The organism is Streptomonospora nanhaiensis (genome assembly GCF_026642255.1).
Classification (GTDB): domain Bacteria; phylum Actinomycetota; class Actinomycetes; order Streptosporangiales; family Streptosporangiaceae; genus Nocardiopsis; species Nocardiopsis tropica.
In genome coordinates, this window is record NZ_CP113264.1 from 1,699,990 (window position 1) to 1,724,220 (window position 24,231).

The 24,231-nt window shown below is 75.4% G+C and carries 22 protein-coding genes; 21 read left to right on the top strand and 1 reads right to left on the bottom strand.

Annotation, left to right across the window (positions count from 1 at the left end; translation table 11 throughout):
- The first annotated feature begins 3 nt into the window (after window positions 1–3).
- The 5 genes from OUQ99_RS07490 (at window position 4) to OUQ99_RS07510 (ending at window position 5,092) form a co-directional block, all read left to right on the top strand.
- Window positions 4–837 carry an SDR family NAD(P)-dependent oxidoreductase gene (locus OUQ99_RS07490; RefSeq protein WP_267948700.1) on the top strand — a complete coding sequence of 278 codons (834 nt, stop codon included), beginning with the start codon at window positions 4–6 and terminating at the stop codon, window positions 835–837.
- A complete protein-coding gene (locus OUQ99_RS07495; protein WP_276567188.1) occupies window positions 830–2,260 on the top strand; it encodes an FAD-dependent oxidoreductase in 1,431 nt (476 codons plus the stop codon). Before OUQ99_RS07490 ends, OUQ99_RS07495 begins: the two co-directional genes overlap by 8 nt.
- A gap of 88 nt (window positions 2,261–2,348) precedes the next feature.
- On the top strand, window positions 2,349–3,674 hold the full coding sequence (locus OUQ99_RS07500) for an MFS transporter (RefSeq protein WP_267948701.1): 1,326 nt from the start codon (window positions 2,349–2,351) through the stop codon (window positions 3,672–3,674).
- A gap of 29 nt (window positions 3,675–3,703) precedes the next feature.
- Window positions 3,704–4,498: an SDR family NAD(P)-dependent oxidoreductase gene (locus OUQ99_RS07505; protein WP_267948702.1), complete on the top strand. Its 795-nt coding sequence runs from the start codon at window positions 3,704–3,706 to the stop codon at window positions 4,496–4,498.
- A gap of 183 nt (window positions 4,499–4,681) precedes the next feature.
- Window positions 4,682–5,092: a spore-associated protein A gene (locus tag OUQ99_RS07510; RefSeq protein ID WP_267948703.1), complete on the top strand. Its 411-nt coding sequence runs from the start codon at window positions 4,682–4,684 to the stop codon at window positions 5,090–5,092.
- Between the two features lie 69 nt (window positions 5,093–5,161).
- Here the strand turns inward: OUQ99_RS07510 and OUQ99_RS07515 are convergent, their stop codons facing one another.
- Window positions 5,162–6,373 carry an FAD-dependent monooxygenase gene (locus OUQ99_RS07515; RefSeq protein ID WP_267948704.1) on the bottom strand — a complete coding sequence of 404 codons (1,212 nt, stop codon included), beginning with the start codon at window positions 6,371–6,373 and terminating at the stop codon, window positions 5,162–5,164.
- Between the two features lie 513 nt (window positions 6,374–6,886).
- On the opposite strand from OUQ99_RS07515, the gene OUQ99_RS07520 reads away from it, so the two are divergent.
- From OUQ99_RS07520 to OUQ99_RS07595, 16 genes are all read left to right on the top strand, one after another.
- On the top strand, window positions 6,887–7,195 hold the full coding sequence (locus OUQ99_RS07520; protein WP_267948705.1) for a hypothetical protein: 309 nt from the start codon (window positions 6,887–6,889) through the stop codon (window positions 7,193–7,195).
- A 232-nt stretch (window positions 7,196–7,427) separates the two neighbouring features.
- A complete protein-coding gene (locus OUQ99_RS07525; RefSeq protein WP_267948706.1) occupies window positions 7,428–8,444 on the top strand; it encodes an oxidoreductase in 1,017 nt (338 codons plus the stop codon).
- A complete protein-coding gene (locus OUQ99_RS07530) occupies window positions 8,428–9,306 on the top strand; it encodes a sugar phosphate isomerase/epimerase family protein (protein WP_267948707.1) in 879 nt (292 codons plus the stop codon). The genes OUQ99_RS07525 and OUQ99_RS07530 overlap by 17 nt, the downstream gene beginning before the upstream one ends.
- Window positions 9,303–10,583 carry a M20/M25/M40 family metallo-hydrolase gene (locus OUQ99_RS07535; protein WP_267948708.1) on the top strand — a complete coding sequence of 427 codons (1,281 nt, stop codon included), beginning with the start codon at window positions 9,303–9,305 and terminating at the stop codon, window positions 10,581–10,583. The genes OUQ99_RS07530 and OUQ99_RS07535 overlap by 4 nt, the downstream gene beginning before the upstream one ends.
- A gap of 44 nt (window positions 10,584–10,627) precedes the next feature.
- Window positions 10,628–11,716, top strand: coding sequence for an Ldh family oxidoreductase (locus tag OUQ99_RS07540; protein ID WP_267948709.1), 1,089 nt, complete (start codon window positions 10,628–10,630; stop codon window positions 11,714–11,716).
- On the top strand, window positions 11,713–12,636 hold the full coding sequence (locus OUQ99_RS07545; RefSeq protein ID WP_267948710.1) for a Gfo/Idh/MocA family protein: 924 nt from the start codon (window positions 11,713–11,715) through the stop codon (window positions 12,634–12,636). Before OUQ99_RS07540 ends, OUQ99_RS07545 begins: the two co-directional genes overlap by 4 nt.
- Entirely contained in the window at window positions 12,633–13,103 is a 471-nt protein-coding gene (locus OUQ99_RS07550) for a DUF6917 domain-containing protein (protein ID WP_267948711.1), read from the top strand. Before OUQ99_RS07545 ends, OUQ99_RS07550 begins: the two co-directional genes overlap by 4 nt.
- A 159-nt stretch (window positions 13,104–13,262) precedes the next feature.
- Entirely contained in the window at window positions 13,263–13,793 is a 531-nt protein-coding gene (locus tag OUQ99_RS07555) for an EF-hand domain-containing protein (RefSeq protein WP_267948712.1), read from the top strand.
- An 88-nt stretch (window positions 13,794–13,881) separates the two neighbouring features.
- Window positions 13,882–15,087 (top strand): DegT/DnrJ/EryC1/StrS family aminotransferase, encoded by a 1,206-nt coding sequence (locus tag OUQ99_RS07560; RefSeq protein ID WP_267948713.1) that lies wholly within the window; start codon window positions 13,882–13,884, stop codon window positions 15,085–15,087.
- Entirely contained in the window at window positions 15,084–16,229 is a 1,146-nt protein-coding gene (locus OUQ99_RS07565; RefSeq protein ID WP_267948714.1) for a DegT/DnrJ/EryC1/StrS family aminotransferase, read from the top strand. The genes OUQ99_RS07560 and OUQ99_RS07565 overlap by 4 nt, the downstream gene beginning before the upstream one ends.
- Window positions 16,226–17,197, top strand: a complete 972-nt coding sequence (locus OUQ99_RS07570; RefSeq protein WP_267948715.1) for a UbiA family prenyltransferase — start codon at window positions 16,226–16,228, stop codon at window positions 17,195–17,197. The genes OUQ99_RS07565 and OUQ99_RS07570 overlap by 4 nt, the downstream gene beginning before the upstream one ends.
- Window positions 17,194–18,543 carry a protoporphyrinogen/coproporphyrinogen oxidase gene (locus OUQ99_RS07575; RefSeq protein WP_267948716.1) on the top strand — a complete coding sequence of 450 codons (1,350 nt, stop codon included), beginning with the start codon at window positions 17,194–17,196 and terminating at the stop codon, window positions 18,541–18,543. Before OUQ99_RS07570 ends, OUQ99_RS07575 begins: the two co-directional genes overlap by 4 nt.
- Window positions 18,540–20,147: a class I adenylate-forming enzyme family protein gene (locus tag OUQ99_RS07580; RefSeq protein ID WP_267948717.1), complete on the top strand. Its 1,608-nt coding sequence runs from the start codon at window positions 18,540–18,542 to the stop codon at window positions 20,145–20,147. Before OUQ99_RS07575 ends, OUQ99_RS07580 begins: the two co-directional genes overlap by 4 nt.
- Complete coding sequence (locus OUQ99_RS07585) at window positions 20,144–21,787, top strand: CoA transferase (RefSeq protein ID WP_267948718.1); 1,644 nt, start codon at window positions 20,144–20,146, stop codon at window positions 21,785–21,787. The genes OUQ99_RS07580 and OUQ99_RS07585 overlap by 4 nt, the downstream gene beginning before the upstream one ends.
- The gene (locus OUQ99_RS07590) at window positions 21,784–23,400 is read left to right on the top strand and encodes a class I adenylate-forming enzyme family protein (protein ID WP_267948719.1); all 1,617 of its coding nucleotides are present in this window, start codon (window positions 21,784–21,786) and stop codon (window positions 23,398–23,400) included. Before OUQ99_RS07585 ends, OUQ99_RS07590 begins: the two co-directional genes overlap by 4 nt.
- Complete coding sequence (locus tag OUQ99_RS07595; protein WP_267948720.1) at window positions 23,397–24,200, top strand: methyltransferase domain-containing protein; 804 nt, start codon at window positions 23,397–23,399, stop codon at window positions 24,198–24,200. The genes OUQ99_RS07590 and OUQ99_RS07595 overlap by 4 nt, the downstream gene beginning before the upstream one ends.
- Window positions 24,201–24,231 lie beyond the last annotated feature (31 nt).

The following is a 24,231-nucleotide window of genomic DNA, read 5'->3' on the forward strand; positions in this document are numbered from 1 at the left end:
CCCATGACCCAGCACGAGGGCACCGGTCCCGCACGCGTCGTCGACCGACCCATGGAGGCCGTCCACCCCGAGATGGCCGGGCGCACCGCCGTCGTCACCGGCGCGGCGCGCGGCATGGGCCGCGCCTTCACGGCGGCGCTGGCCGCCCGGGGGGTCGACGTCGTCGGCGCGGACCTCGACGACGCCGGGATGGAGCGGACCGCCGACGAGATCAACCGCGAGCTGGCCGGGAGGCCGGGCGGCGTCCGGCCGGGGCGGGTCGCCGCCCACCGCGTCGACGTCGCCGACCCGGCCCAGCAGGACGAGCTCGCCCTCGCCGCCGTCCGGGGGACCGGCTCCCTCGACTACTGGGTCAACAACGCCGGGGTCTTCCCGTACGCCCTGGTCGGGGACATCTCCGCGGACCAGGTCTCCGCCGTCCTCGACGTCAACGTCAAGGGAGTCCTGCACGGGGCCCAGGCGGCCGCCCGCCACATGGGGCCGGGCGGCGCCATCGTGAACATGTCCTCGGTCTCCGCGGTACGGGTGCGCCGGGGCCGCGCGGCCTACTGCGCCTCCAAGGCCGCCGTCGCCCACCTGACGGAGTCGCTCGCCGTCGAACTCGGGGACCGGGGCATCCGCGTCAACGCCATCGCCCCCGGGTTCATCGACACCGAGATGACCCGCTGGCTCCAGGACGACCCCGAGGCGCTCGCCGCCGCCCTCGACGACGTCCCCCTGCACCGGGTCGGCTCCCCGGAGGAGGTCGTCGGCGTCCTGCTGTTCCTGCTCTCCGACAGCAGCCGCTACGTGACCGGGCACAGCATCGCCGTGGACGGGGGATCGCGCCATGTCTGAGCCGGCCACCGGGGCGGGGGAGACCGTCGACGTCGTCGTCGTCGGAGGCGGAGGGGCCGGGCTCGCCGCGGCGGCCACCGCGGCGGAGGCCGGTGCGGGCGTGCTGCTGTTCGAGGCCGAGACCGAACTCGGCGGGTCGACCCAGCTCTCCGCCGGGCTGTTCACCGCCGCCGGAACGAGCGTCCAGCGCGGCGCGGGAGTGGAGGACACCGCCGAGCGGTTCTACCAGCACTACATGGACCTGAACCAGTGGATGCTGGAACCGGGGCTCGTCCGCGCCTTCTGCGAGAACGCGGGGCCCACCCTGGAATGGCTCATCGGGCTGGGCGTGGAGATCCCCGCGCGGATCTCCACGAACGCGCACATGCCCGGCCTGTGCCGGGCCGGCGTCGAGGACGTTTGGCGCGGCCACGTGCCCAAGGACCAGGGCCTCGGCCTGGTCCAGGTGCTGGCGGCCGCCTGCCGCCGGCACGGGGTCGAGACCGTGCTCAACACCCGGGTCGAACGGCTCCTGGCGGAGGACGGCCGGGTGGTCGGCGTCGTCGCCGACGGCGTCGAGGTCCGCGCGGGAGCGGTCGTGGTCACGACCGGGGGGCTCGCCCGGGACCCCGGGCTCCTCCGGGAGTACTACCCCGCGGCGCTGGAGGCGGGCGAGCACGCGTTCGTCGTCGCCGCCCCGGGGAGCCGCGGCGACCACATCCGCTTCGCGGACGGGGTCGGGGCCTCGGTCACCGGGGCGGGCCGGGGGCTGCGCCTGCCCACCGCCTACTTCCAGCGGTACCACCACTGGCAGTCCGGGTTCCCGCCCGTCTCGCGGGTGTACGTCAACAGGGCCGGGCGGCGGTTCATGGACGAGGACGCGTCCTACGCGGTCTCCACCGGCGTCATCGACGCCCAGGACGGCCCCGTCTGGTGCGTCTTCGACGACAGGGCCAGGGCCTCCCTGCCCTCCGGCTACGCGGACTGGACGCCGGAGCGCGTCACCGAGGAGGCCGACGCGGGCAGGACGCTGCGGGCCGACACCCTGGAGGGGCTCGCCGGACTGATGGGGGTGCCGCCCGGAGCCCTGCGCGCCACCGTGGACGCCTGGAACACCCAGCTCCCGCACGGGGAGGACGAGCGCTTCCTGCGCCACCTCAGCCTGCGGGACAAGGGCCAGGGGGACCCCGACCCCATCGGGGAGGGGCCCTTCCACGCGGCACTCCTCCTCCCGACCGAACTCGTCTGCACGCACGCCGGGATGGAGATCGACCCCCGGGCGGCCGTGCGCGACCGCGAGGGCCGCGCCATCCCCGGGCTCTTCGCCGCGGGGGAGGCCGGGGCCGGAGTCCTCGGACTGCGCTACGTCGGCGGCGGCAACGCCGTCGCCAACGCGATCACCATGGGCCGCATCGCCGGCCGCGGGGCGGCGGCCCGGGGCTGACCCCCGCGCCGTACCCCCTTCTTCCCCCTGACCCACCAGGACCGGGCGGCCCGCACGCCCCCGGTCCGACCCTGCCCGAGGAGGCAGCATGCCACTGGACCACAGGTCCGCGGACGGACCGGGCACGACGCACGCCGACGGGGGCTTCCAGTCCCGGGTGAAGGTCATCCGGGCGGCCGTCATCGGCACCGTCGTCGAGTACTACGACTTCGGCATCTACGGGTACATGGCCACCTTCGTGGCGATGCTCTTCTTCGTCTCGGAGGATCCGACGGCGGCGCTCCTGGGCACGTTCGCCGCCTTCGCCGTCGCGTTCTTCATGCGCGTGCCCGGCGGCATCCTCTTCGGACACATCGGGGACAGGTACGGGCGCAAGAGGGCCCTGTCGTGGACCATCCTCCTGATGGTGGCGGCCACCGCCGTCATCGGGCTGCTGCCCACCTACGTCACGCTGGGCGTGTGGGCGACCGCCCTGCTGGTCCTGTGCCGCTGCGTGCAGGGGTTCGCGGCGGGCGGCGAGCTGGGCGGCGCCAACGCGTTCGTCGCGGAGTCGGCCCCCACCCGCTGGCGGGCCACCCAGACCTCGCTGGTCAACTCCGGGACCTACCTCGGATCGCTGTTCGCCGCGCTGGTGGCGCTCGCGGCCACCTCGCTGTTCACCGAGCAGCAGATGCTGGACTGGGCGTGGCGGATCCCGTTCCTGCTCAGCCTCCCCATCGGCGTGATCGGCCTGTACATCCGCAGCCACCTCGACGACACCCCGCAGTTCAAGGAGCTGGCCGACCAGGGCGAGACGAAGAAGGTACCGGTCAAGACCCTGCTGGTGACCAACTGGCGGTCGGTGCTGAAGATCATCGGCCTGGGCGCGGTCATCACCGGCGGGTACTACATCGTCTCGGTGTACGCGGCCACCTACCTCCAGACCACGGCCGGCCACTCGTCGCGGCTGGCCTTCGCCTCCACCGCGGTGGCGATGGTGGTCGGCGCGGCCACGCTCCCGCTCTCCGGCTACCTGGCCGACACGATCGGCCGGAAGAAGGTCATCCTCATCGGGAGCGTCGGCGCGACGCTCCTCGGGTTCCCGATGTTCATGATGATGGCCGCGGGCCCCGCCTGGGCCGCGGTCGTCGGGCAGTCGGTCCTGTTCGTCTGCGTCTCGGTCGTCAACGGGGCCTCGTTCGTCACCTACGCGGAGATGCTCAGCGCCTCCACCCGCTACAGCGGGATCGCGCTCGGCAACAACGTGACCAACACGGTCCTCGGCGGCACCGCGCCGTTCGTGGCGACCTGGCTGATCGGCGCGACCGGCCAACCGCTGGCGCCCGCGGCCTACTTCGTCCTGACCGCCCTGATCACCCTGGTGACGGCCTTCTTCGTCGCCGAGACACGCGGCACCGAGCTGCGCGTCGACTGAGTACGGGGCACACCGAGGAAGGAGCTGACATGAAGCACGGACTGGCCGGACGGACCGTCCTGGTGACCGGTGCGGCCGGGGGCATGGGAAGGGCGGAGGCCCTGGCGCTGGGCGCCGAGGGGGCGCGCGTCTGGGTGGCCGACCTCGCGGAGGAGGGAGGGGAGGAGGTGGCGGCCCGCATCCGCGCGGAGGGGGGCTCGGCGCGGTCCGCGCGCCTGGACGTCCGCGACCCCGCGGGCTGGCGGGAGCTGCGCGACCGGATCGGCCGGGAGGACGGGCGGCTCGACGGCCTCGTCAACAACGCCGGGGTCAGCCACCGCTTCGGGATCGAGGACACCGCCGACGAGGACTGGCGGCGGGTGGTCGACATCAACCTGTCCGGCGTGTTCTACGGGATGAAGTACACGGCTCCGCTGCTGCGGGGATCCGGTTCGGCCTCGGTGGTCAACGTGTCCTCCGTCGCGGGCATGACCGGCTACTTCGCGGCCGGCTACGGCGCGAGCAAGTGGGGTGTGCGCGGGCTGAGCAAGGTCGGCGCCCTGGAGTTCGCCGGGGCGGGGGTGCGGGTGAACTCCCTGCACCCCGGCCTGGTGGACACGCCGCTGCTCCGCTCCGGGCCGGACGACTTCGTCGACGAGAGCCTGCGCTCGGTGCCCGCCGGGCGGGTCGCCGGCGCGGACGAGATCGCCGAGGTCGTGCTCTTCCTGCTGTCCGACGCGTCCCGCTACGTCACGGGCGCGGAGATGGTCGTGGACGGCGGCCTCACCTCCGGGGGCCTCTACCACCGGATCACCGGTGCCCTGAGGGAGGGCGGGGAGCGCTGACCGCACACCGCTCCGGCCCCGCCCGCTCCGGCCGTCCGCGCGGGGCCGCCGGTCCTCCGGCACGGCCCGGCCGCGCCCGCCGGACGGAGGACCGGACGCAAGCGGATGAGAAGGGGAACGGAAGCCGTCCCGGAGACGATGTCCCCCGCGCCGGACCCGGCGCGAAAGATGCGGGGAAGTGACATGGACAAGCTCCGGAAAACCATCGCCACGAGCGTGCTCTGCGCGGCCGTCGCCGCGGGTTCGCTCCTCTCGGCCGCCCCGGCCGCGGCCGCCGCCTACAACGGCGCCTGCGGCAGCGGGTACGCCGTGGTCAACAGGATCGAGTTCCCCGACAACCGGGGGACCGCGTTCCTGACCTACAACAGTTCCAACGGCTACAACTGCGTGGTGACCGTGCGCACGAACCCCGGCGCCGCCACCCACATGGAGGCCATGGTCCGCAGGACGGGGGAGAGCGCCTGGGTGCGCGACTCCGGCGACTACACCACCTACGCCGGGCCGGTCTACCGCAGCGGAGCGGGGTACTGCATGAACTGGGGCGGCACGATCGGCAACGCCACGATCACCCTGCCCGCCACCAACTGCGGCTGACCCGCGCCCGGCCCGGACCGGCGGGGCGCACCGCGCCGGTCCGGGCCGGGCGGGTCCCCCGGGGTCCGGTCAGGGGGAGAGGATGCGCGCGTAGCGGTCGGCGGGGAAGCCGTCGCCCACGTACTCGTAGCCGGACCGTGCGCCGTACTGGGCCATGAGGCGGCTGCCCAGCAGCAGGGCGGCATCGGCCCGCTCGCGCAGCCACACCTCCCCCCTGCTGCCCTCCGGCGCGTAGTCCCTGGTGAGGGCGGACCCCAGGCTCTGCGCCTCCCGCACCGTCCCGCGCATGGACGCCTCGTACGAGAAGTAGGCGCGCTCGTGGTCGCCCTCGGCGAAGACCAGCTCCCCGGCCAGCGCCGTCGCGCCCATCAGGGCCAGGGCCGTCCCCTGGCCCGCCATCGGGTCCGCCGCGTGGGCCGCGTCGCCCACCAGGACGGTCCGGCCCCTGCTCCACACGTCCAGCCTGACCTGGGTCGACGGCGCGAGGCGCACGTCCGCCCCGCGCATGGCCCGCAGCAGGCCGGGGACCTCCCAGCCGTCCTCCCCGTAGACCTCCTCCAGGAAGCGGTACCTCGCCTCCATGTCCATCTCGGCCGGAGCGGCCGGGGTCCTGTTGCGCATCAGGAACTCCACCTCCAGCCGGTCGTTGCCGGGGAACGTCGTGACGACGCACCCCCGGTAGGGCCACACGCGGCACATCATCACGTCGCCGACGCCGAGGTGGTTGTCGATCTCGAAGGCGGCGAGGTTGGCGTCCAGGTGCTCGACCTGTCCGTCGGCGTCGGAGCCGAACACCAGCCCGCGGACGGGGGAGTCCGGGCCGTCGGCGCCCACCACCAGGTCGAAGCGGCGCCCGGGCGCGTGCGCGAAGCCGACGTCCACGCCGTCGGCGTCCTCGTCCAGGGAGGTGACGGAGTCGCCGAAGAGGTACTCGACGCCCTCGCCCGCGCGGTCGCGCAGGAGGCGGGACAGGTTCCCGCTCCTGATCGCGACCGCGCCCACGTGCCCCTGCGGCAGCACGATCGGCCGTTCGCGCCCGCTGATGTAGGAGTGCACGTCGGGGAGGGGCCCGCCCTCGGACCGGACCCTCTCGCCCACGCCCATCCGGTCCAGCACGCCCATCCCCTGCGGGGACACCTCGACGAGGTGGCCGCCCGCGGCCGGCTCCGGCGCGCGTTCGACGACCGTCGGCGCGAACCCGTGCCGGGCCAGCCAGTGGGCGAGCACGGGACCGGCCGCCCCGCCGCCCGCGATGAGCACGTTCCTGTTCCTGATCGGCACTCGAATCCTCCGGGTCGGGGGCGAGGGCGGGGGACCCGTCCGCCTCGCCCGCTGCGTGTGGGAGCCGTCCACGGGCCGTGGAGCTCCACAGAGGAACCGTACCGTCCGGACGGTGCACACCGCCGGGAGCGGAGGGCGCCGCGGGTGCCGGGAGGCCCGCGCCCCTCCGGGCGGGGCACACGTGCCGGGCGGCCGCCGCCCCCGGTCCCGGCCGGTGCCGGGGGAGGCCGCCGGCCGGGACTTCCGCGAGCTCCGAGGGCCCCGGTCCCGCAGGGTCGGAGAAGGCGCCGGATCGGGTCCGTTTCGTCAGCATAAGATTGCATTTATTGATTTTATGTAGCCACGTCGTAATGCTTCTATCCACGGTCGGCCGGTGGGCCGAAAATGCCTTTCGGTGTTCCGGTTGTGCCGGGCGAGGCTTTCGGAGAAGATCGTTCCGGCGAACCTCCGCGTCCTCCCCGGGCGAGGAGGCCGCCTCCGTGAAACGCACATGGAATCAGAAAGGATGGTGGAATGAAGTTTTCGTCCACCGTGGCCGCGGCGCTCCTGGGCAGTGTCCTCCTGGGTGCCTCTCCCGCGCAGGCGGCGACCGGTGAGGTCGTGGTCTTCACGACCGAGTTCGAGGATCTCGTGCGCTATTCCGACCCCGCCTCGGGAAGCTGCGTGCGCCTCCCCGGGACGGCCCACGTCCTGGTCAACCTGACCGACGCGGACGTGCGCCTCCACGCCGGGACGCGGTGCCTGGGGCCCGGGGTGACCGTGGCCCCCGACCGGGGCTGGCACGCCCCGCCCAGCGGCCTGTTCAGCTTCTCCGTGGCCTGACCCGCGGAGAGCGGACAAAGCGGCAAAATTAAGCATTTCCAATACGCCTGCTTTGTCTGCTTGTTTCCCCCGATTAAGGAGTAGTCGGGGGTAGGGTTTGGGACGCGGGTGGAGGTTTCGCGTTTTGACGCTTTTTCCGTGGTGCTCCACGCTGGGTCTCCGTTCGATGGTTCCGCCCGTCCGGAAGGGCGCGGAACGAGGATGACGGCGAACGGAAAGGCGCGCACCCTCCATGCTGCACACCCTCATCGTCGGCCTGGGCAGATCGGGAAGAGGGCTGCACCTGCCGTCGCTCGCCAAGGCGCGGGCGGCGGCCCCCTCCCTCTTCGCCCCGGGCCCGGTGATGGGCCACGACCCCCTGTGTCCCGGGGCGGACGGGCTCCTGGCGGTCGCCTCCCCCGAGGAGGCGGCGCGCCGCCGCCCGCCGCGGGACACCGTGGTCCACCTGTGCACCCCGCCCCACCTGCGCGCGGAGCCGCTGGAAACCCTGGCCCGCCTGGGCTACCGCAGCATCATCGTGGAGAAGCCGCTGGCCCTGGACCTCGTCGAACTGGCCGCGATCGCGCGGCTGCGCCGCCGCTGGGACCTCGACCTCGCCGTCTCCACCCCCTGGTCGGCCAGCGCGTTGAGCAGGCGGCTGTCGGCGGCCCGGCGCTCCGGCGCCTTCGGGGCGCTGCGCGCGATCACGGTGCTCCAGCACAAGCCCCGGTTCACCAGGTCCCTGGGGTCGCCGGGGCACCCCACCGCCTTCGACATCGAGGTCCCCCACGCCCTCGCCGTGGTCGTGGCGCTCGCGGGAGGCGCCGACGTCGCCGCGGCCGGACTGGAGGACATGGTCGTCGACGGGACGCGCCTGCCGGGCCTGGGCGGCGCCCGCCTGGACCTCGTGCACCACACCGGCGTGCTCACCCGGATCGAGTCCGACCTGACCTCCCCGCTGCGCGAGCGGCGCATCGTGCTGGAGTTCGACGAGGTCGTCCTGACCGGCCACTACCCGTGCAGCGAGGCCGACCACACCGCCCAGCTGTCGGTGGCGGTGCCGGGGCGGGCCCCCACCCGCTCGGCCTTCCACGACGACGCCTTCACCGCGTTCCTGCGCGCCTGCTACACCCGCTACTCCCGGCCCCGGCGCGCCAGGGGGGACCTGCCCGTCCACGTGGAGGCCGTCCGCCTGCTGTCCGAGGCGAAGAACCTCTGCTCCTCCCGCACCGACGACCCCCGGGAGGCCGACAGTGCCGTCCGCGTCTGAGACACCCCGCCTGGCGGGGATCGGCGACGAGGCCGCCCCCGGGCTGCCCGGCCAGATCGCCGCCGTGCGCGCGCTCGGCTGGAACCTGCTGGAGCTGCGCACCCTGGACGGCGTGCCGGTCGCCGAGACGGACGACGCCGCCTTCGCGCGGGCCGCGGAGCGCATCCGCGCGGCCGGGGTGGAGGTGGTCGCCGTCGCCGCCAAGATCGGCGACTGGTCCCGGCCCGCCACCGGGGACTTCGCCGTCGACCTGGCCGAGCTGGACGTGCTCGCCCGGCGCTGCGCGGTCCTGGGCACGCGCACGGTGCGGATCATGTCCTTCCCCTCCGGGGGCCTGGCCGAGCCCGGGTGGGGGCGCGTGGTCCGCACGCGGATGCGCGTGCTGGCCGACCGCGCCGAGGACGCCGGCCTGGTCCTGGCGCACGAGAACTGCGCCGGATGGGCGGGGGAGGACGCCGCCCGTGTCCTGGACCTGCTGGCCCACGTCGACAGCCCGGCGCTGCGGGTGCTGTTCGACACCGGCAACGGCGTCGCCCACGGCTACGACGCCGCCGCGATGCTGCGCCCGCTCGTGGAGTACGTGGCCCACGTCCACGTCAAGGACGCCGTCGACGCCCCCGGAGGGGACACCGCCTACGTGCTGCCCGGCCGGGGGCGGTCCGGGGTGGACGAGTGCCTGCGGATCCTGGCCTGTCACGGCTACCGGGGCGCACTGTCCATCGAACCCCACCTGCACCTGCGCCCCCACCTCCGGGGAACCGGCGGCGACCCCGGCCGGGGGGACGCGGCCGGGTTCGTCGAGTACGGGCGGGCCCTGGAGGAGACGGTGCGCCGGGTCTGGCGCGCGGAGGCGGTCCGATGACGCTCACCGGTGACGAGCGCTCCCTGCTGATGCGGCTGCTGGCCGCCCCCACGGCCGGCCCCCTGGAGACCGGGGCCGCGGGCCCGGCGCCCCGGCTGTGGGAGGCCCAGCGCGACTACGCCCGCGCCGCCGGGCGGCTCGGGTTCCGGGTGGTCCGCCACGCCCCCGCCGACCCCGCCGACCTGGAGGCGCCCGGCGTGCCCGAGACGGTGCGCGAGGCCGCCGCCGACCCCGGCTTCCTCGCCTGTCAGCCCAGCCTGGTCCTGAGGCTCGGCCCCGACGCCGTGCCGCGCGAGCGCACGGTCATGTTCAACGTGCACATGGACACCGTCGCGGGCGGCCCCGCCGCCTCCTTCGACGGCGAGGTCTTCCGCGGCCGCGGCGCCGTCGACGCCAAGGGGCCCGCGGTGGCGCTCCTGGCCGGGGTGCGCGCCGCCCTGGAGCGCTCGCCGGCCCTGGGCCGCGACACCGCCGTCCTCGTCCAGGCGGTCGCGGGGGAGGAGGGCGGGGCCATGGGCGTCCTGGGCACCCGCCCCCTGGTCGGACTGGGTCACACCGGCCGCGTCAACGTGTTCTGCGAACCCACGTCCGGACGGTTCCTCACCCGCTCCACGGCCTCGATGACCGCCCGTGTCTCGGTGCGCGGCGACGACGCCGTGGACGACCGGCCCCACAGCGGGCACAACGCCTCGGTGCTGCTGGGGTTCCTCGCCCAGCGCATGGGCCGCGCCCTGGACGCCCACGCCCGGAACGGCGCGGTGTGCGTGGCCGGGCTGCACACGGGCACACTGCACAACCGCGTGTACGGCTCCGGCGACCTGCTCCTCAACCTGTCCTACGCCGACGCCCGCGCCGGCAGGACCCTGGAGGAGGCGGTGCGGGGCGCCTTCGACACCGCGCTGGCGGAGTTCGGCTCCGCCTTCGCCGACACCGCCCTCTTCGCCCGGACCGCGGCCGACGCGCGCCGCCTCACCCGCCTGGACTGGCCCAAGCGCGGCCTGCCGGTCCTGGACGACCGCGACCGGTGGGGGCACGACCTGCTGCGCCGGGCCGGGGTGCCCGCCTGGCCGGCCGACGAACCCGCCTTCACCTGCGACGCCATCTGGATGGCGGACGTCCCGGACACCTGCACCGTCGTGCTGGGACCGGGCGACCTGGACGCCGACGGCGCGCACGGCGACGACGAGCGCGTCCGCCTCCGCGACCTCGACGGGTACGCCGACACGGTGGCCCGTCTCCTGACCGCCTTCACCGACGACACCGACGGAGGATCGTGACCACCCTCTCCCCAGAGTCACCGCCGGCACAGGAACGGGCGACCGTGACGGTCGACCACGACGCGCTGCTCGCCTTCCTCACGGAGGTCTTCGCCGGCCGGGGCCTGCCCCGCGGCCGGGCCGCGGAGGCGGCGCGCGCCCTGTGCCACGGGGACCTCACCGGAATGGACTCCCACGGGGTCGCCAACCTGGCCGGGCTCTACCTCCCCCTGCTCGACGAGGGGAGGGCGGACCCCGGCGCGGAGCCCCGCGTGCTGGCCGACCTCGGCGCCGCCGTGCTGCTCGACGCCCGGCGCTCCCTCGGCCTGTGGGCCGCGTCGGAGGCGATGGACCTCGCCGCGCGGCGGGCCGGGGAGCACGGGGTGGGCCTGGTGTCGGTACGCGGGGCCACGCACCTGGGCTGCGCCGGCTACCACGCACTGCGCGCCGTCGAACGCGGCATGATCGGCGTGGTCGCGAGCAACTGCGGCCGCCAGCGCATCGCGCGGCCGCCGGGCGGGGCCGTGGCCCTGTTGGGGACCAACCCCCTCAGCGCCGCGGCCCCGGCCGGTGCGCATCCGCCGTTCCTGCTGGACATGAGCACCACGGCGACGCCCACCGGCCGGGTCCGGCAGGCCGCACGCGAGGGCCGGCGGCTGCCGGAGGGGGTGCTGTGCGACGACCACGGCGCCCCCGTCACCGACCCGGCGGCGTTCGACGCCGGGCGTGCGCACCTGATGTGGCTGGGCGGCGAGGCGGGGCGGTTCAAGGGCTTCGGCCTCGGACTGCTGGTGGAGGTGCTGTCCGCGGTGGTCTCCGGCGCCGGGCGGGGCCCGGACCCCGACGCCCTGGCCGGGGACGGCGGGCCCTCCGGCCGGGACGACGACATCGGCTTCCTGATGCTGGCGATCGCCCCCGACGCGCTGCGCGAGGGGGCACCGGCCGACGCCGAGGAGCTGTTCGGCGTGGTGACGGCGTGCCCTCCGGCCGCCCCCGGCGACCCGGTGCGCTACCCCGGCTGGCACGAGCACCGCACGGCGCGGGAGCGCCGCGCCACGGGGGTGCCGCTGGCCGCCGGCCTGTACGCCGAACTGGCGGACGTGGCCGCGCGGGCGGGGATCCCGGCGCCGGCGCTCGCGGGGGAGGGACGATGAGGGGGCCCCTGCGCGTGGGAGTGGTCGGCCTGGGGGTCATCTCCCGGTTCCACCTGGCGGCGCTGTCGGCCTCCACCGACTGGGAGCTCGCGGCCGTGTGCGACCTGAACCCGTCGAGGGTCGCGGACCCGCCGCCGGGGGCGGCGGGCTACACCGACCACACGCGGATGCTGGCGGAGGCGGACCTGGCCGCGGTCGTGGTCACGGCCCCCAACGACGCGCACGCCCGGATCTGCGCCGACGCCCTCGCGGCCGGTGTCGCGGTGTGCGCGGAGAAGCCGCTCGCCCTGGATCTCGCGGAGGGGGAGGCCCTGGCCGCCCTGTCCCGGGACCGGGGGGTGCCGTTGACCACGGCCTTCCACCGCCGGTACAACTCCGGGTTCGCCGCGCTGCGTCACCGGATCGGGGAGCGCGCGGTGGCGGAGGTGACCGTGCGCTACCTGGAGCGGATCGAGGAGCACGCCGGGGAGGACACCTGGTACCTGGATCCGGGCCGCTGCGGCGGCGGGTGCGTGGCCGACAACGGACCCAACGCCTTCGACCTGGTGGAGACCCTGCTGGGCCGGGCCGAGGTGACCGGGGCCCGGGTGGAGTACGACGACGCGGGGGTGGACCGGAGGGCGGACGTCGCCCTGCGAGCGGGGGGAGCCCGCGCCCGGGTGCTGCTGGACTGGTCCCATCCGGGGGAGTGCAAGGACGTGGTGGTGAGAACGGCGGACGGGCAGGTGTGGGCGGCCGACCTGCTGGCCGGCCGCCCCGCCTTCAAGGAGTCCCTCTGGCACGAGTACGAGGGCATCGCCGCCGACTTCGCGCGCCGGGTGCGCGAAGGGCGGACCGACGACGGCGCGGGGGTGTCGGCGCTGCGCCTGGTCGGCGAGGCCTACCGCGCGGCGGAGCTCGGGGAGAGGGCCGCCCGGTGAACCCGCACGAGGACGGCGCCAAGCGCGACGTGGCCGCCACCCTGCTCAAGGTCCTGGTCCACCGCAGGACCGAGCGCGGCATGCGGCTGGAACCGTTCGCGAGCCGGTGCGTGCGCGCGGGGGAGGTCCACGAGCTGGTCGCCACCGACCACACCGACACCGCGGAGGGCGCCCGGATCGACCGCGTGGGGTTCCTGGGGTTCGCCGAGATCACCGCCGCCGGCGTCGTGGACCGGGGCGACGAGGTATGGATCGGTTCGCGCCGGGTGGGCGTGGTGCTGGGGTTCGACGCCTGCCACACGCCGAACCACTACAACGTGCTCATCCACGCGGACCCGGCCCCCACGGGGCGCGAGCTGGCGCTGCGACCGGAGGAGCCGGTGGTGTTCCGGCAGGGGAGCCCCGGGACCGTGGCCGAGGTCTTCCGGACACCGTCCGCGGAAAATGTCGAAGAATGTCCGAAATAAATTTCACGAAGCATCGATGATTTTCCCGGATTGGCTTTTCCGGGGCCCTCGGATCGGTAATATTCGAGTCGGGGGAAGGTGATTCTCGAATCGCATTCGAGTCCCCTTCTTCTTGTTATTCATTTTGTTGTTCCCAATTATTCTCTTGAAGGAGAACGGATGACGACCGCCGTCAAGGCCAACGACCGCCTCGAAGAGCGCTTCCGCCTGTGGGACCACAACGGCAACGGCGTGATCGAGCGCGCGGACTTCGAGCAGGAGATCGAGGGCATCCTCAGCCGCTTCGGCGTCGAGGCCTCGGCCCCCGCCGCGGAGGGCCTCCGCGGCGCCTACCTCGGCCTGTTCGACCGCCTGGCGCGGTCCGCGGGCACCGAGCGGATGAGCAAGGAGGACTTCGTCCGGGCCGCCGAGAGCGAGATCGTCAGCAAGGGCGACGCCGGCTTCTCGGAGGTCCTCCAGCCGACCATCCAGGCGATCATGACCATCGCCGACACCGACGGCGACGGCCGGATCAACCCGACCGAGCTGGAGCGGTGGTTCGACGCCATCGGCCTGAGCACCGCCCAGGCCGCCGACGCCTTCGGTGAGATCGACACCGACAACGACGGCGTCCTCACCGTCACCGAGCTGGTCGCCGCGGTGCGCGACTACCACCTCGGCAAGAACGACATCCCCCTCCTGGGCGTCTGACCCCCCTCGGGTCCCGTCCCCCTTCCGGCCCGGCCGCGCCACGGCGCGGCCGGGCTCCGGTCCCTCCCCCACACGCAGAACGGAAGAAATGAAGTCGGCACTCTCCTCCCCCGCCGCGGACGAACGCGGCGGGGGTCGTTCGCGCATTCCCTTCTTCGACCAGTCGGACACCTTCCGAAGACTGTGGCCGGAGATCGAGGAGAACTGTGTCCGCGTCATGGACGACGGTAAGTTCTCGCACGGCTCCATGGTGGCTGAATTCGAGCGGGAAATGGAGCGCTACACCGGTGCCCGGCACGTCGTCGGCGTCAACTCGGGGACCGACGCGCTCGTCATTCTCCTGCGCGCCGCAGGACTGCGCCCCGGCGACGAGGTGATCGTCCCCGCCTACACGTTCGTCGCCACCGCCACCGCCGTCGTGCACGCCGGCGGCGTCCCCGTCTTCGCCGACATCGAGGCGCACGGGTACGGGCTCTCCCCCGACGCGGTCGCGGACGCCGTCACCCCGCGCACCCGCATGGTCATGCCGGTCCACCTCTTCGACCGGCTCGCCGACATGGAGGGCATCGGCCGGGTCGCCCGCGCCCACGGGCTGACCGTGGTGGAGGACAGCGCGGAGGCCGTCGGCATGCGCCTCCACGGCAAGCACGCGGGACTGCTCGGTGCCGGCGGCGTCCTCTCCTTCTTCCCCGCCAAGACCCTGGGGGCCGTCGGCGACGCCGGGGCCCTGCTCACCGACGACGACGCCGTCGCCGAAACCGCGCGGATGCTGCGCCACCACGGCCGGTCCGGGCGCACCCTGGCCGAGTTCCCCGGCATCTCCAACCCGACGGTCGTCGTCGGCGGCAACAGCAAGATGGACGACATCCAGGCCGCCGTCCTGCTGGCCAAGCTCACCCGCCTGGACGCCGACATCCGGCGCCGCGCCGAACTGTCGCGCCGCTACGACGGGCGGTTGCGCGGCCTGCCCGGGGTACGGACCGTCCCCGGCGACGCCGCGGCCCGGCCCGGCGAGGAGCGCGCGGTGTACGTCCACCTCGTCGAGGTGGACGACCGCGACGGCCTCGTCGCCCACCTGGACGCCGCCGGTGTCGGCACCGAGGTCTACTACCCCCGCCCGCTGCACCTGCAGCCGTGCTTCGCCCACCTGGGCCACCGGCCGGGCGACCTGCCCCGCGCCGAGGAGGTGTGCCGGTCGGCCGTGGCGCTGCCGCTGTACGCCGACCTGTCCGAGGAGCGGGTCGACCGGGTCTGCGACGAGATCGAGCGCTTCCTCGCCGGGAGGACCCGATGACCGCGGCCACCGGGCGGACCGTCCCGTTCTTCGCCCCCGACCTCTTCGACACCGAGCGCGAGGCGCTCCTCGCGGCCCTGTACGAGGTCGGCACGGACCCCGAGCAGAAGTTCATCCTCGGACGCCGCACCGCGCGGTTCGAGGAGGCCCTGCGCGACTCCCTGGGCGCCGGCGACGTCGTGGCCTGCTCCAGCGGGACCTCGGCGCTGACCCTCGTCCTGGCCGCCATGGACATCGGGCCCGGCGACGAGGTGGTCGTCCCGGCCTTCGGCTGCGCCCCCCTGGCGAGCACCGTCCTGTCGTGCGGCGCGACCCCGGTCTTCGCCGACGTCGACCCCGTGACGCTGACCATGGACCCCGACCACGCCGAGCAGCTCCTCACCGCCAGGACCCGGGCCCTCATGCCCGCCCACATGTTCTCCGTCATGGCCGACATGCCCCGCCTGCGCGATCTGGCCTCCCGTGCGGGGGTGCGGCTCGTCGAGGACGCGGCGCTGGCCCAGGGCGGCACGCTCCGGGGCCGCCCCGCCGGCCTGTGGGGCGACGCCGGGGTGTACTCCTTCGTCCAGGTCAAGGTCTTCGGCATGCCCGGCGAGGGCGGCGTGGTCCTGTCCGCCGACGCCGGACTCGCCGACCGGGTGCGGATGCTGCGCAACCACGGCCAGGACGGCCGCCACCGGTTCCTGCACCACCGCATCGGCCACAACAGCCGGTTCGACGAGGTGATGGCCGCCTTCCAGCTGCACCGCCTGGCGGGGCTGGAGGAGCGCGTGGCCCGCCGGAACGCCATCTGCTCGTACTACTCCGAGCACCTGGCCGACCTGCGCGAGGACGGGGTCGCGGCGCCCCCCGCGGGCGGGGACGGCCGCTTCCCCTACGTCTACACGCTCCTGTGCGAGGACCGCGACGGGCTGCGGGACCACCTGGCCGCCGAAGGGATCGACACCCACGTCTACTACCCCCGCGCCCTGCCCGAGCAGCCCGCCTTCGCCCCCCACGCCCGCCCCGGCGGGCAGTGGCCCCGGGCCCGGGACGCGGCGCGCCGCAACATCTCCCTGCCCCTGTACCCGCACCTGACCGACGAACGCGTCGAGCACGTGGTCACCGCCGTGCGCGCGTTCGCCCACGGGAGGAAACCATGACCGACCGCACGACCGCGCCCGCCGCGCCGCCCACTCCGCCCCGGCCCACCCCGGGCGCCTACGCCAGGCTCGCCAAACTCGACATCGTCGACTACTACATCGGCCTGCCGCTGGTGTTCGCCATGACGCTGCCCCTGCTGGGGGCGCGCGCCGAGACCCTCGGGTTCCTCCTGCTCGTCCTGGTGGCCGAGGTGGCGGTGGTGGCCGCCATGGTCTCCTTCGACGACGTCACCGGCTACCGTGACGGCTCGGACGCCGCCAACTACGGCTCCGACGCCGCGCGGCGCCGACTCGCCCGCAAACCCCTGGTCCACGGGACCCTCACCGAGCCCCAGGCGCTCCGCTTCGGGCGGGCGGCGACCGCCGCGAGCGTCGTCCTGTGGGCCCTGGTGGTCGCGCTGGCCCCGCACCGGCCCCTGTGGGCCGTCGTCGGGGCGGCCCTGTGCCTGGTCGCGTCGGTCCAGTACTCCTGGGGGCTGAAGCTCAGCTACCGGGGCTTCCAGGAGATCTTCCTCTGCGGCCTGGGGGTGGGCTGGGTCCTGGTCCCCTACGGCCTGCTCGTCGGGCACGTCGACGGCTTCGTGATCGTCCAGGCGCTGGTGTTCGGCGGCGGCCCGATGATCTTCGGCCTGTACTCCAACACCAACGACGCCGCGGGCGACCGGGCCGCGGGCCGCGTCACCGTCGCCGCGAGGGTGTCCCCGCGCGCCAACACGGCCTTCATCGTCGCGCTCACCGCGACGGAGACCCTGCTGGTCACCGGGTCCCACCTGCTCGGGATCGCCCCCTGGTGGTTCACCGTCGCCCTGCTGCCCGTCATCGCCCTGCGGGTCGCCCAGCTGTACACCGGTTTCGTCCTCGGCGACATCCTGCGGGCGCGCCGCACGGCCATCCACACGCACCGGGCCGCGGTCGTGCTCCTCATCGGGGCCAACCTGCTCGCCCCGTTCCTGCCGGGCGCCCTGTGAGCGCGCCGCTCGACGCGGCGGTGGTGGGCGCGGGGCCCGCCGGGCTCGCCACCGCGCACCTGCTGGCCGCCGCCGGACACACGGTGCGGGTCCTGGAGGCCGCCGACGCCGTGGGGGGCAGGACGCGCACACTGCGCTCCGACGGCTACCTCGTCGACACCGGCGCCGAGATGATCCCCTCGGCCGACGCCTACCCGGCGACCTGGCGGCTCGTGCGCGCCACCGGCCTGGACTCCGACCCGGAGGCGGTCCCCCTGGTGCGCGACGCCCTCGCGGTCTGGTGGAACGGGCGCGCCCGCCCCCACGCCGGACGCCCCCTGGGGCTGCTCACCGGCATGGGACTGTCCGGAAGGGCCCGTCTCGACCTCGCGCGCCTGTTGCGGCGCCTGGACCGCGCCGGGCTGGACCCCGACCGCCCCGAGAGGGCGGCGCTGGGGGAGGAGACCGTCGCCGACCTCCTGCGGAGGTACCACCCGCAGGTGCGCGACCGCCTCCTGGGCCCGCTCGCCGCGGGGTTCTTCGGCTGGCCGCCGGAACGGGCCGCCGCCGCGCCCTTCGCCGCCCACCTGGCCGCCTCCGGCAGCACCGCCACCTGGCGCACCTACCGGGACGGGATGGACACGCTGCCCCGGGCTCTGGCGGCCCGGCTGGACGTGCGCACCGGCCACCCGGTGACCGGTGTCGCACACGCCCCCGGCGGGGTGCGCCTGGACTCCCCGAGGGGAGCGGTGACCGCGCGCTCCGTCGTCCTGGCCGTGCCCGCCCCCGTCGCCCTGCGCCTCCACCCCGGGGCGCCCCCGGCCGAGCGGGAGTACCTGGAGGCCTGCGGATACGCGCCCATGCTCCGGGTGTCCCTGCTGCTGGACGCCCCGACGGCCCCGCGCGGGGCGCGCCGCGGTTTCGCCGTCCTGGTGCCCGACGACCCGGTGCTCGCCGTGGTCACCGCGGACCACGCCAAGCACCCCGGCCGGGCGCCCAGGGGACGCGGCCTGGTGTCCCTGGTCGCCTCCCCGCAGGCGGCGCGCGACCTCATCGACGCACCCGACGACGAGGTGGGCGCGCGCCTCACCGCACGCGCCGAGCGCCTCATGCCCGGGGTGGGGAAGCGCGTGAGGAGGACGATCGTGCACCGCTTCCGGCACGGCCTGCCCCTGCCCGAACCACGGGCGCTGGCCGCCCGCCCCGCCTTCGCCGACCGGCCCCTGGCCCCCGTCGACTACGCCGGCGACTGGACCGCCCTGCGCCCGTGCAGCGAGGGGGCGGTCGCCTCGGCCTTCACGGCCGCCGAACGCACGTCGGCCCTGCTCACCAGCTCCCGCGAACCGATCACGACCGAGGCGCCATGACACTCCTGAGCAAACCCCTCCACCTGGGCACCCTCTTCGACGACCTGGCGGCGCGCGGCTCCACCACCGCCGTGCGGCTGAGCAGGCCCCTGGACATCGCCCCCGAGGCGGGTTCCGAACTCGACGTGCCGGCCGCCGCCGACCTGGTGCGCAGGGTCTCCGGCTGGTTCGCCGAGGCGGGGGTGCGGCCGGGCGACCGCGTCGCCATCGCCAAGCGCAACCACTGGGACTACGTGCTCCTGGCCTGCGCCGCCGCACGCCTGGGCGCCGTCCCCGCGTCGCTGTCGGCCCACCTGTCCCCCGAGACCCTGGGAATCCTCCTCCGCAGGCTGGAACCGGCGCTCCTGGTCACCGACACCGCCCTGCTGGAGGCCGCCCGCGGGGCGGGGCACGACCCCTCCGCCCACGCCGCGCGCACCCTGGTGGTGGGGGGCCGCGCCGAGCGGGCCCTGTGCACGGACGACGTGCGGGGGGGCTCCGCGCCGCCGCCGCGCCGTCCGCACCTGGACGCACCGCTCGCCGTCATGCACACCTCCGGCACCACCGGCGTCCCGAAACTGGCCGTGCACTCCACACGCACCATCCTGCGCAGGCTGGCGGGCTTCGAGTCGCACCGGTGGCCGGTGCTGGGCAGCCGGCGCGACGACACGGTCGCCTCCTCCTTCTCCTACGCCCACGGACGTGCCCTGGCCTGGACGGCCGGGGTGCTGTGGATGTTCCCGGCGGCGGTCTCGCTGATCACCTCGCCCGACTGGGACGAGGCCGGTCCCGCGCTGCGCCGCCACCGGCCCACCACCCTGGAGGCCCAGCCCTCCACCCTGGTGCGCTGGCAGCGGCACGTCGACGGGAAGGGGGACGAGTTCGGGCGCGTGCGGTTGTTCGTCAGCACCTTCGACGCCGTGCACCCGTCCACCGTCCGCACCTTCCTCAACGCCAGCCGCCGGCGGGCGCCGGTGTGGATGCAGGGGTGGGGCCAGAGCGAGACGGGGCCGCTGACCTTCCGCTTCCTCACCCGCCGGTCGCTGGCCCGCAGGCAGTGGGTCGACCCCACCACCCGCAACCTGGGGCGGCCCGTCCCCGGGCGGACCCGGCTGCGCGCCGTCGACACGAGGACCCTGCGCCCCCTCCCGGCGGGCGAGCCCGGCCTGCTGTTCTGCCGCACCGACGCGCTGTGCCTCGGCTACGTCGGGGAGGAGGGGCGCTGGCGCTCCAAGCTCGTCGGCCAGTGGTGGAGCACCGGGGACATCGGCTCCGTCGACCGCACCGGTGCGGTCCGCCTGGTGGACCGGGAGGTGGACTCCCTGTCCGACGGCGGCTGCCTGGAGATCGAGGACGTCGTCGACGAACGGCTCCCCCAGGCGCTGGACTGCGTCGTGCTGGGGGTCGCCGACGGCCCGCCCGTGCCGGTCGTGGCCACGGAGGACGGCACCCTCGCCCCGGGGGTCTGGAAGGAGGCCGTCGTCGACCTGCCGACGATGGCCGAACCGGTGGTCCTCACCTGGGGCGAACTGCCGCGCACCGGTACCGGCAAGGTCCGCCGGGGCGCGCTGCGGGAGAGTCTCGGCCTGGGCCCCGACGCCCCTGGGAAGGGGAGGTGGACGTGACCGCGACGGCGATCGCCGCTCCTCCGCTGGCGGGGACCGCGGTCCTGGCCTCGGGCGACGCGGTACCGGTGCGCGTCGCGGCGGCACGCCTGCGGGCACTGGGGTGCGAGGTCGTGCGGGGACCCGCCGCGGCGAGCGCCCCCGCGGGCCGGATCGACCTGCTCACCGGTCCGGGAGGCGGCCGGGCCGGGTGCGACCTGGTGTGGTCGGCGTCCCCGGAGCCGTTGGCCGACGAGCGCGACGTCCAGGCCGCGTGCGGCCTGGCGCACCTGCACGGCCTCGCCGGGGGAGGACCGCGCTTCCTGCCCGTCGACCACGCGTCGGTGTGCGCCGGGGTGCTCGCGGCGCAGGCGGTGGCGGCGGCGGTGCTCTGCGCGCTGCGCGGGGGGCCGGCGCTGCGGGCGTCGGTCTCCGTGGCCGGCGCGGCGCTCCTCGCGGTCGCCCCGTACGTCGCCGACGCCACCGCCGCGCGGGGGGCGCCGCCCTCCCCGGGGGAGGGCGAACCGCCGCCCTTCCGCTCCGTCGACGGTGTCCGGTTCGAGATCGAGACCCTCGACCCCGAGGCGTGGCTCCGGTTCTGGGAGGCCCTGGGCGCGCCCGCGCGGGCGGTCGCCACCGGATGGGCGCCCTTCCAGCGCAGGTTCGCCACCGCCGTGTGCCCGCTGCCCGCCGCGCTGTCCGCGACCCTCGCGGCGCTGCCGCTCGCCGTCGTCCGCGACACCGGCCGGGAGTGCGGGGTGGGTGTGGTCCCGCTGCGCCCCCTGTCCGAGGTCGCCGGGGAGGGCCCCGCCTCGCCGTGGCGGCTCCGCGGCGCCGGCGGGGAGCCCGGTCCGGGCCTGCCGCCGTGGCAGGCCTCCGGGACGGGGCCGCTGGCAGGGCTGCGGGTGGTCGAGGCCACCAACCGGGTCCAGGGGCCCCTGGCGGGTCTGCTGCTGACCCTCCTCGGCGCCGACACCGTGCGCGTCGAGCCGCCGGGCGGCGACCCCATGCGCGGTGTCCCGCCCCTGGCCGGAGGCCTCTCCGCCCGCTTCGCCGCCCTCAACCGGGGCAAGGACGCGGTCCGACTGGACCTCAAGACCCCCGGTGGCCGCCGCGCGGCCGCCGACCTGGCGGCCTCCGGCCACGTCCTGCTCTACAACTGGCCGCCGGGCCGGGCCGAGCGGTTCGGGCTGGGGGCGGACGACCTCTCCGCCCGCGCCCCGGGTCTGGTCCACGTCCACGCCGACGGGTGGGCCGGCGAGGACCCCGGACCGGGGATCCCGGCCACCGACTTCCTGGTCCAGGCCGACGGCGGGATCGCGGACCTGGTGTCCGTCGGCGGAGCGCCCGCCGCCCCCTCCCTGGTCACCCTCACGGATGTGCTCGGCGGCATCATCGCGGCCGAGGCGGCCCTGGCCGGCCTGCTGCTGCGCGCCCGCACCGGGACCGGTGCGGTGGCGAGGACGGGGCTGGTCGACGCCGCGCGCCTGCTCCGGTGGGCCGGGCGCGGCACCGCCCACCTGCCCCGCCCCGGCACGCCGCCGGTGGCAGGCCCGGCCGAGGCGGCCGACGCCTTCCCGGGGGCCTTCACGACGGTCGGCGGGGCCTCCCTCCCGCGCGCCCCGTGGACGTTCGCCCCCCTGGACGGGGAGGACCTGTGACGGCCTGGACCTCCGGGGCGGGGCTGGTCCTGGCGGACCTCGTCCCCGCGGAGGAACGCGCCCGGTGGGTCGCGGAGGGCCTGTGCCCCGGCCGGGACCTGTACTCCCTGTTCCTCGACCGGGTGCGGGAGGACCCCGCGCGCGAGGCGGTCGTGGACGGCCTCGGAAGCCTGGACCGCGCCGGGCTCGCGGCCAGGGCCCGGCGGGCCGCCGCGGCCCTGGCCGCCAGGGGGTGCGGCGAGCGCGACGTCGTCGCGGTCCTGCTGCCCGACGGCAGGGACGCGATCGCGGTCGAACTCGCCGTCGCCGCACTCGGGGCGGTCGCCCTGCCGGTCCCGTACGGGCGCTCCCGCACCGACGTGCTCTCCCTGCTGGCACGCTCCCGCGCCGCGCTCCTGGTCACCGCCCCCGCCCGTGCGGACGACGCGCCGGACGCACCGGTCTGGTGCGCGGACGCCGGGACGCTGGACCCCGGCGGCCCCCTCGCGGGGGCGAGGGCGCCCGAGCCGGCGCGCCCCGACGCCGAATCACCCGCGCGCATCCTCGTCTCCTCGGGATCCGAGGGCGAGCCGACCATGGTCGCCTACTCGCACAACGCCATGGCCGGGGGGAGGGGCAACTACGCGCGGGCCGTGCTGGGCGCCGGGCCCGTCCGCGCCCTCATCCCGGTGCCGCTGGCCTCCTCCTTCGGCTCGCTGGGCATCGTGTCCCTGGTCCGGCTCGGGGCCACCCTCGTCGTTCCGGGGCGGTTCGACCCCGTGGCCGTGCTGCGCTCGGTCGAACGGGACCGCCCCACCCACCTGATCGGCGTGCCCACCATGCTCAGGCGCACCGCGCTGGTCGGGGAGGCGGCCGACACCGGGTCGCTGCGGGCGCTCGTGGCCAGCGGCGCGCCCCTGCACCGGGAGGTGCGCGACCTGTGCGAACGCCGCTTCGGCCGACCGGTCGTGAACGTCTACGGCTCCACCGACGGGGTCAACTGCCACACCGCGCACGACCCCGGGGCGTGGGAGCCGGGCATGGCCGGGCGCCCCGACCCGGCCGTCGCCGCGATCCGGGTGTGCGACCCCCGGGGGCGGCCGCTGCCGCCGGGGGAGGTCGGCGAGATCCGGGCACGGGGACCGATGACGCCCCTGTGCCACGTCGCGGACCCCGCACTCGACGCCGAGCGGCGCGACCCCGGCGGATGGGTCCGCACCGGTGACGCGGGCCGCCTGGACGGCGACGGGACGCTGTGGGTCGTGGACCGCCTGCGCCGCACGGTGATCCGGGGCGGCGTCACCCTCTTCCCCGCCGAGGTGGAGCGCGCCCTGGCCGCCCACCCCGCCCTGGGCGAGGCGCAGTGCGTCCCGGTACCCGACCCCGACCTGGGCGAGCGCATGTGCGCCTGCGTCTGCCCCCTGCCGGGGGTGGACCCGCCCACGGGCGGCGAACTGCTCGCCCACCTGCGCGACGGGCACGGCGTGGACGTCCGCGCCCTGCCCGAGCACGTGCTGTTCCTCCCCGCGCTGCCGCTCGGCCCGACCGGGAAGGTGTGCACGTCCACCCTGGCCCGGATCGCGGCCGACGCGGTCCGCGACCGACCGACCGTACTCCCAGGAGGCCCACGATGACGGACACAGCCACCGCCGGACCCGGCTACGTCTTCGACAACCACAACGAGAACGCCGGTGACCAGCACCGGTTCCTGGCCGCCGCCTACGACCCGCTGACCACCGGAAGACTGGCGGAGACCGGGGTCGGACCCGGGTGGCGCTGCCTGGAGGTGGGCGCGGGCGGAGGCGGCGTCGCCCGCTGGCTGGCGGGGCGCGTCGCGCCCGGCGGCGGGGTGGTCGCCACCGACGTCAAACCCGACCACATCGCCCCGGCCGAGGGGCTGGAGGTGTGGAAGCACGACATCACCCGGGACCCCCTGCCGGAGGCGGCCTTCGACCTCGTCCACTCGCGGCTGGTGCTCCTGCACCTGCCCGAGCGGATCGAGGTCCTGAACCGCCTCGTGCGCGCGCTCAAGCCGGGCGGGGTGCTGCAGCTGGACGAGTTCGACATCACCTACGGGCCGTCGCTGCTCATGCCCGACGCCGGGGCCCGCGAGCTGTACGAGGAGTTCCTGGAGGCGAAGATCCGGCTGATGACCCGGGCTGGGGCCGACCCGGCCTGGGGGAGGAACGCCGCCGAGGCGATGCGCGGCGCCGGGCTGGTCGGCGTCGACCCCCGGCCGCACGTGGAACTGTGGGACGCCGGCTCCCCGGGGGTCCGCCTGATCCGCCACCACACCCTGCACCTGCGCGACGCGTTCGTGCGCGAGGGGATGACGGACGAGCGGCTGGCACGGGTGCGGGACCTGCTGGACGACCCGTCGTTCCGGGCCTGCTCCTGCGTGGTCTACTCCGTGCGGGGCCGCCGCCCCGCATGACCCGGGCCGCGGCGGCGGACGGCGCCGGCCG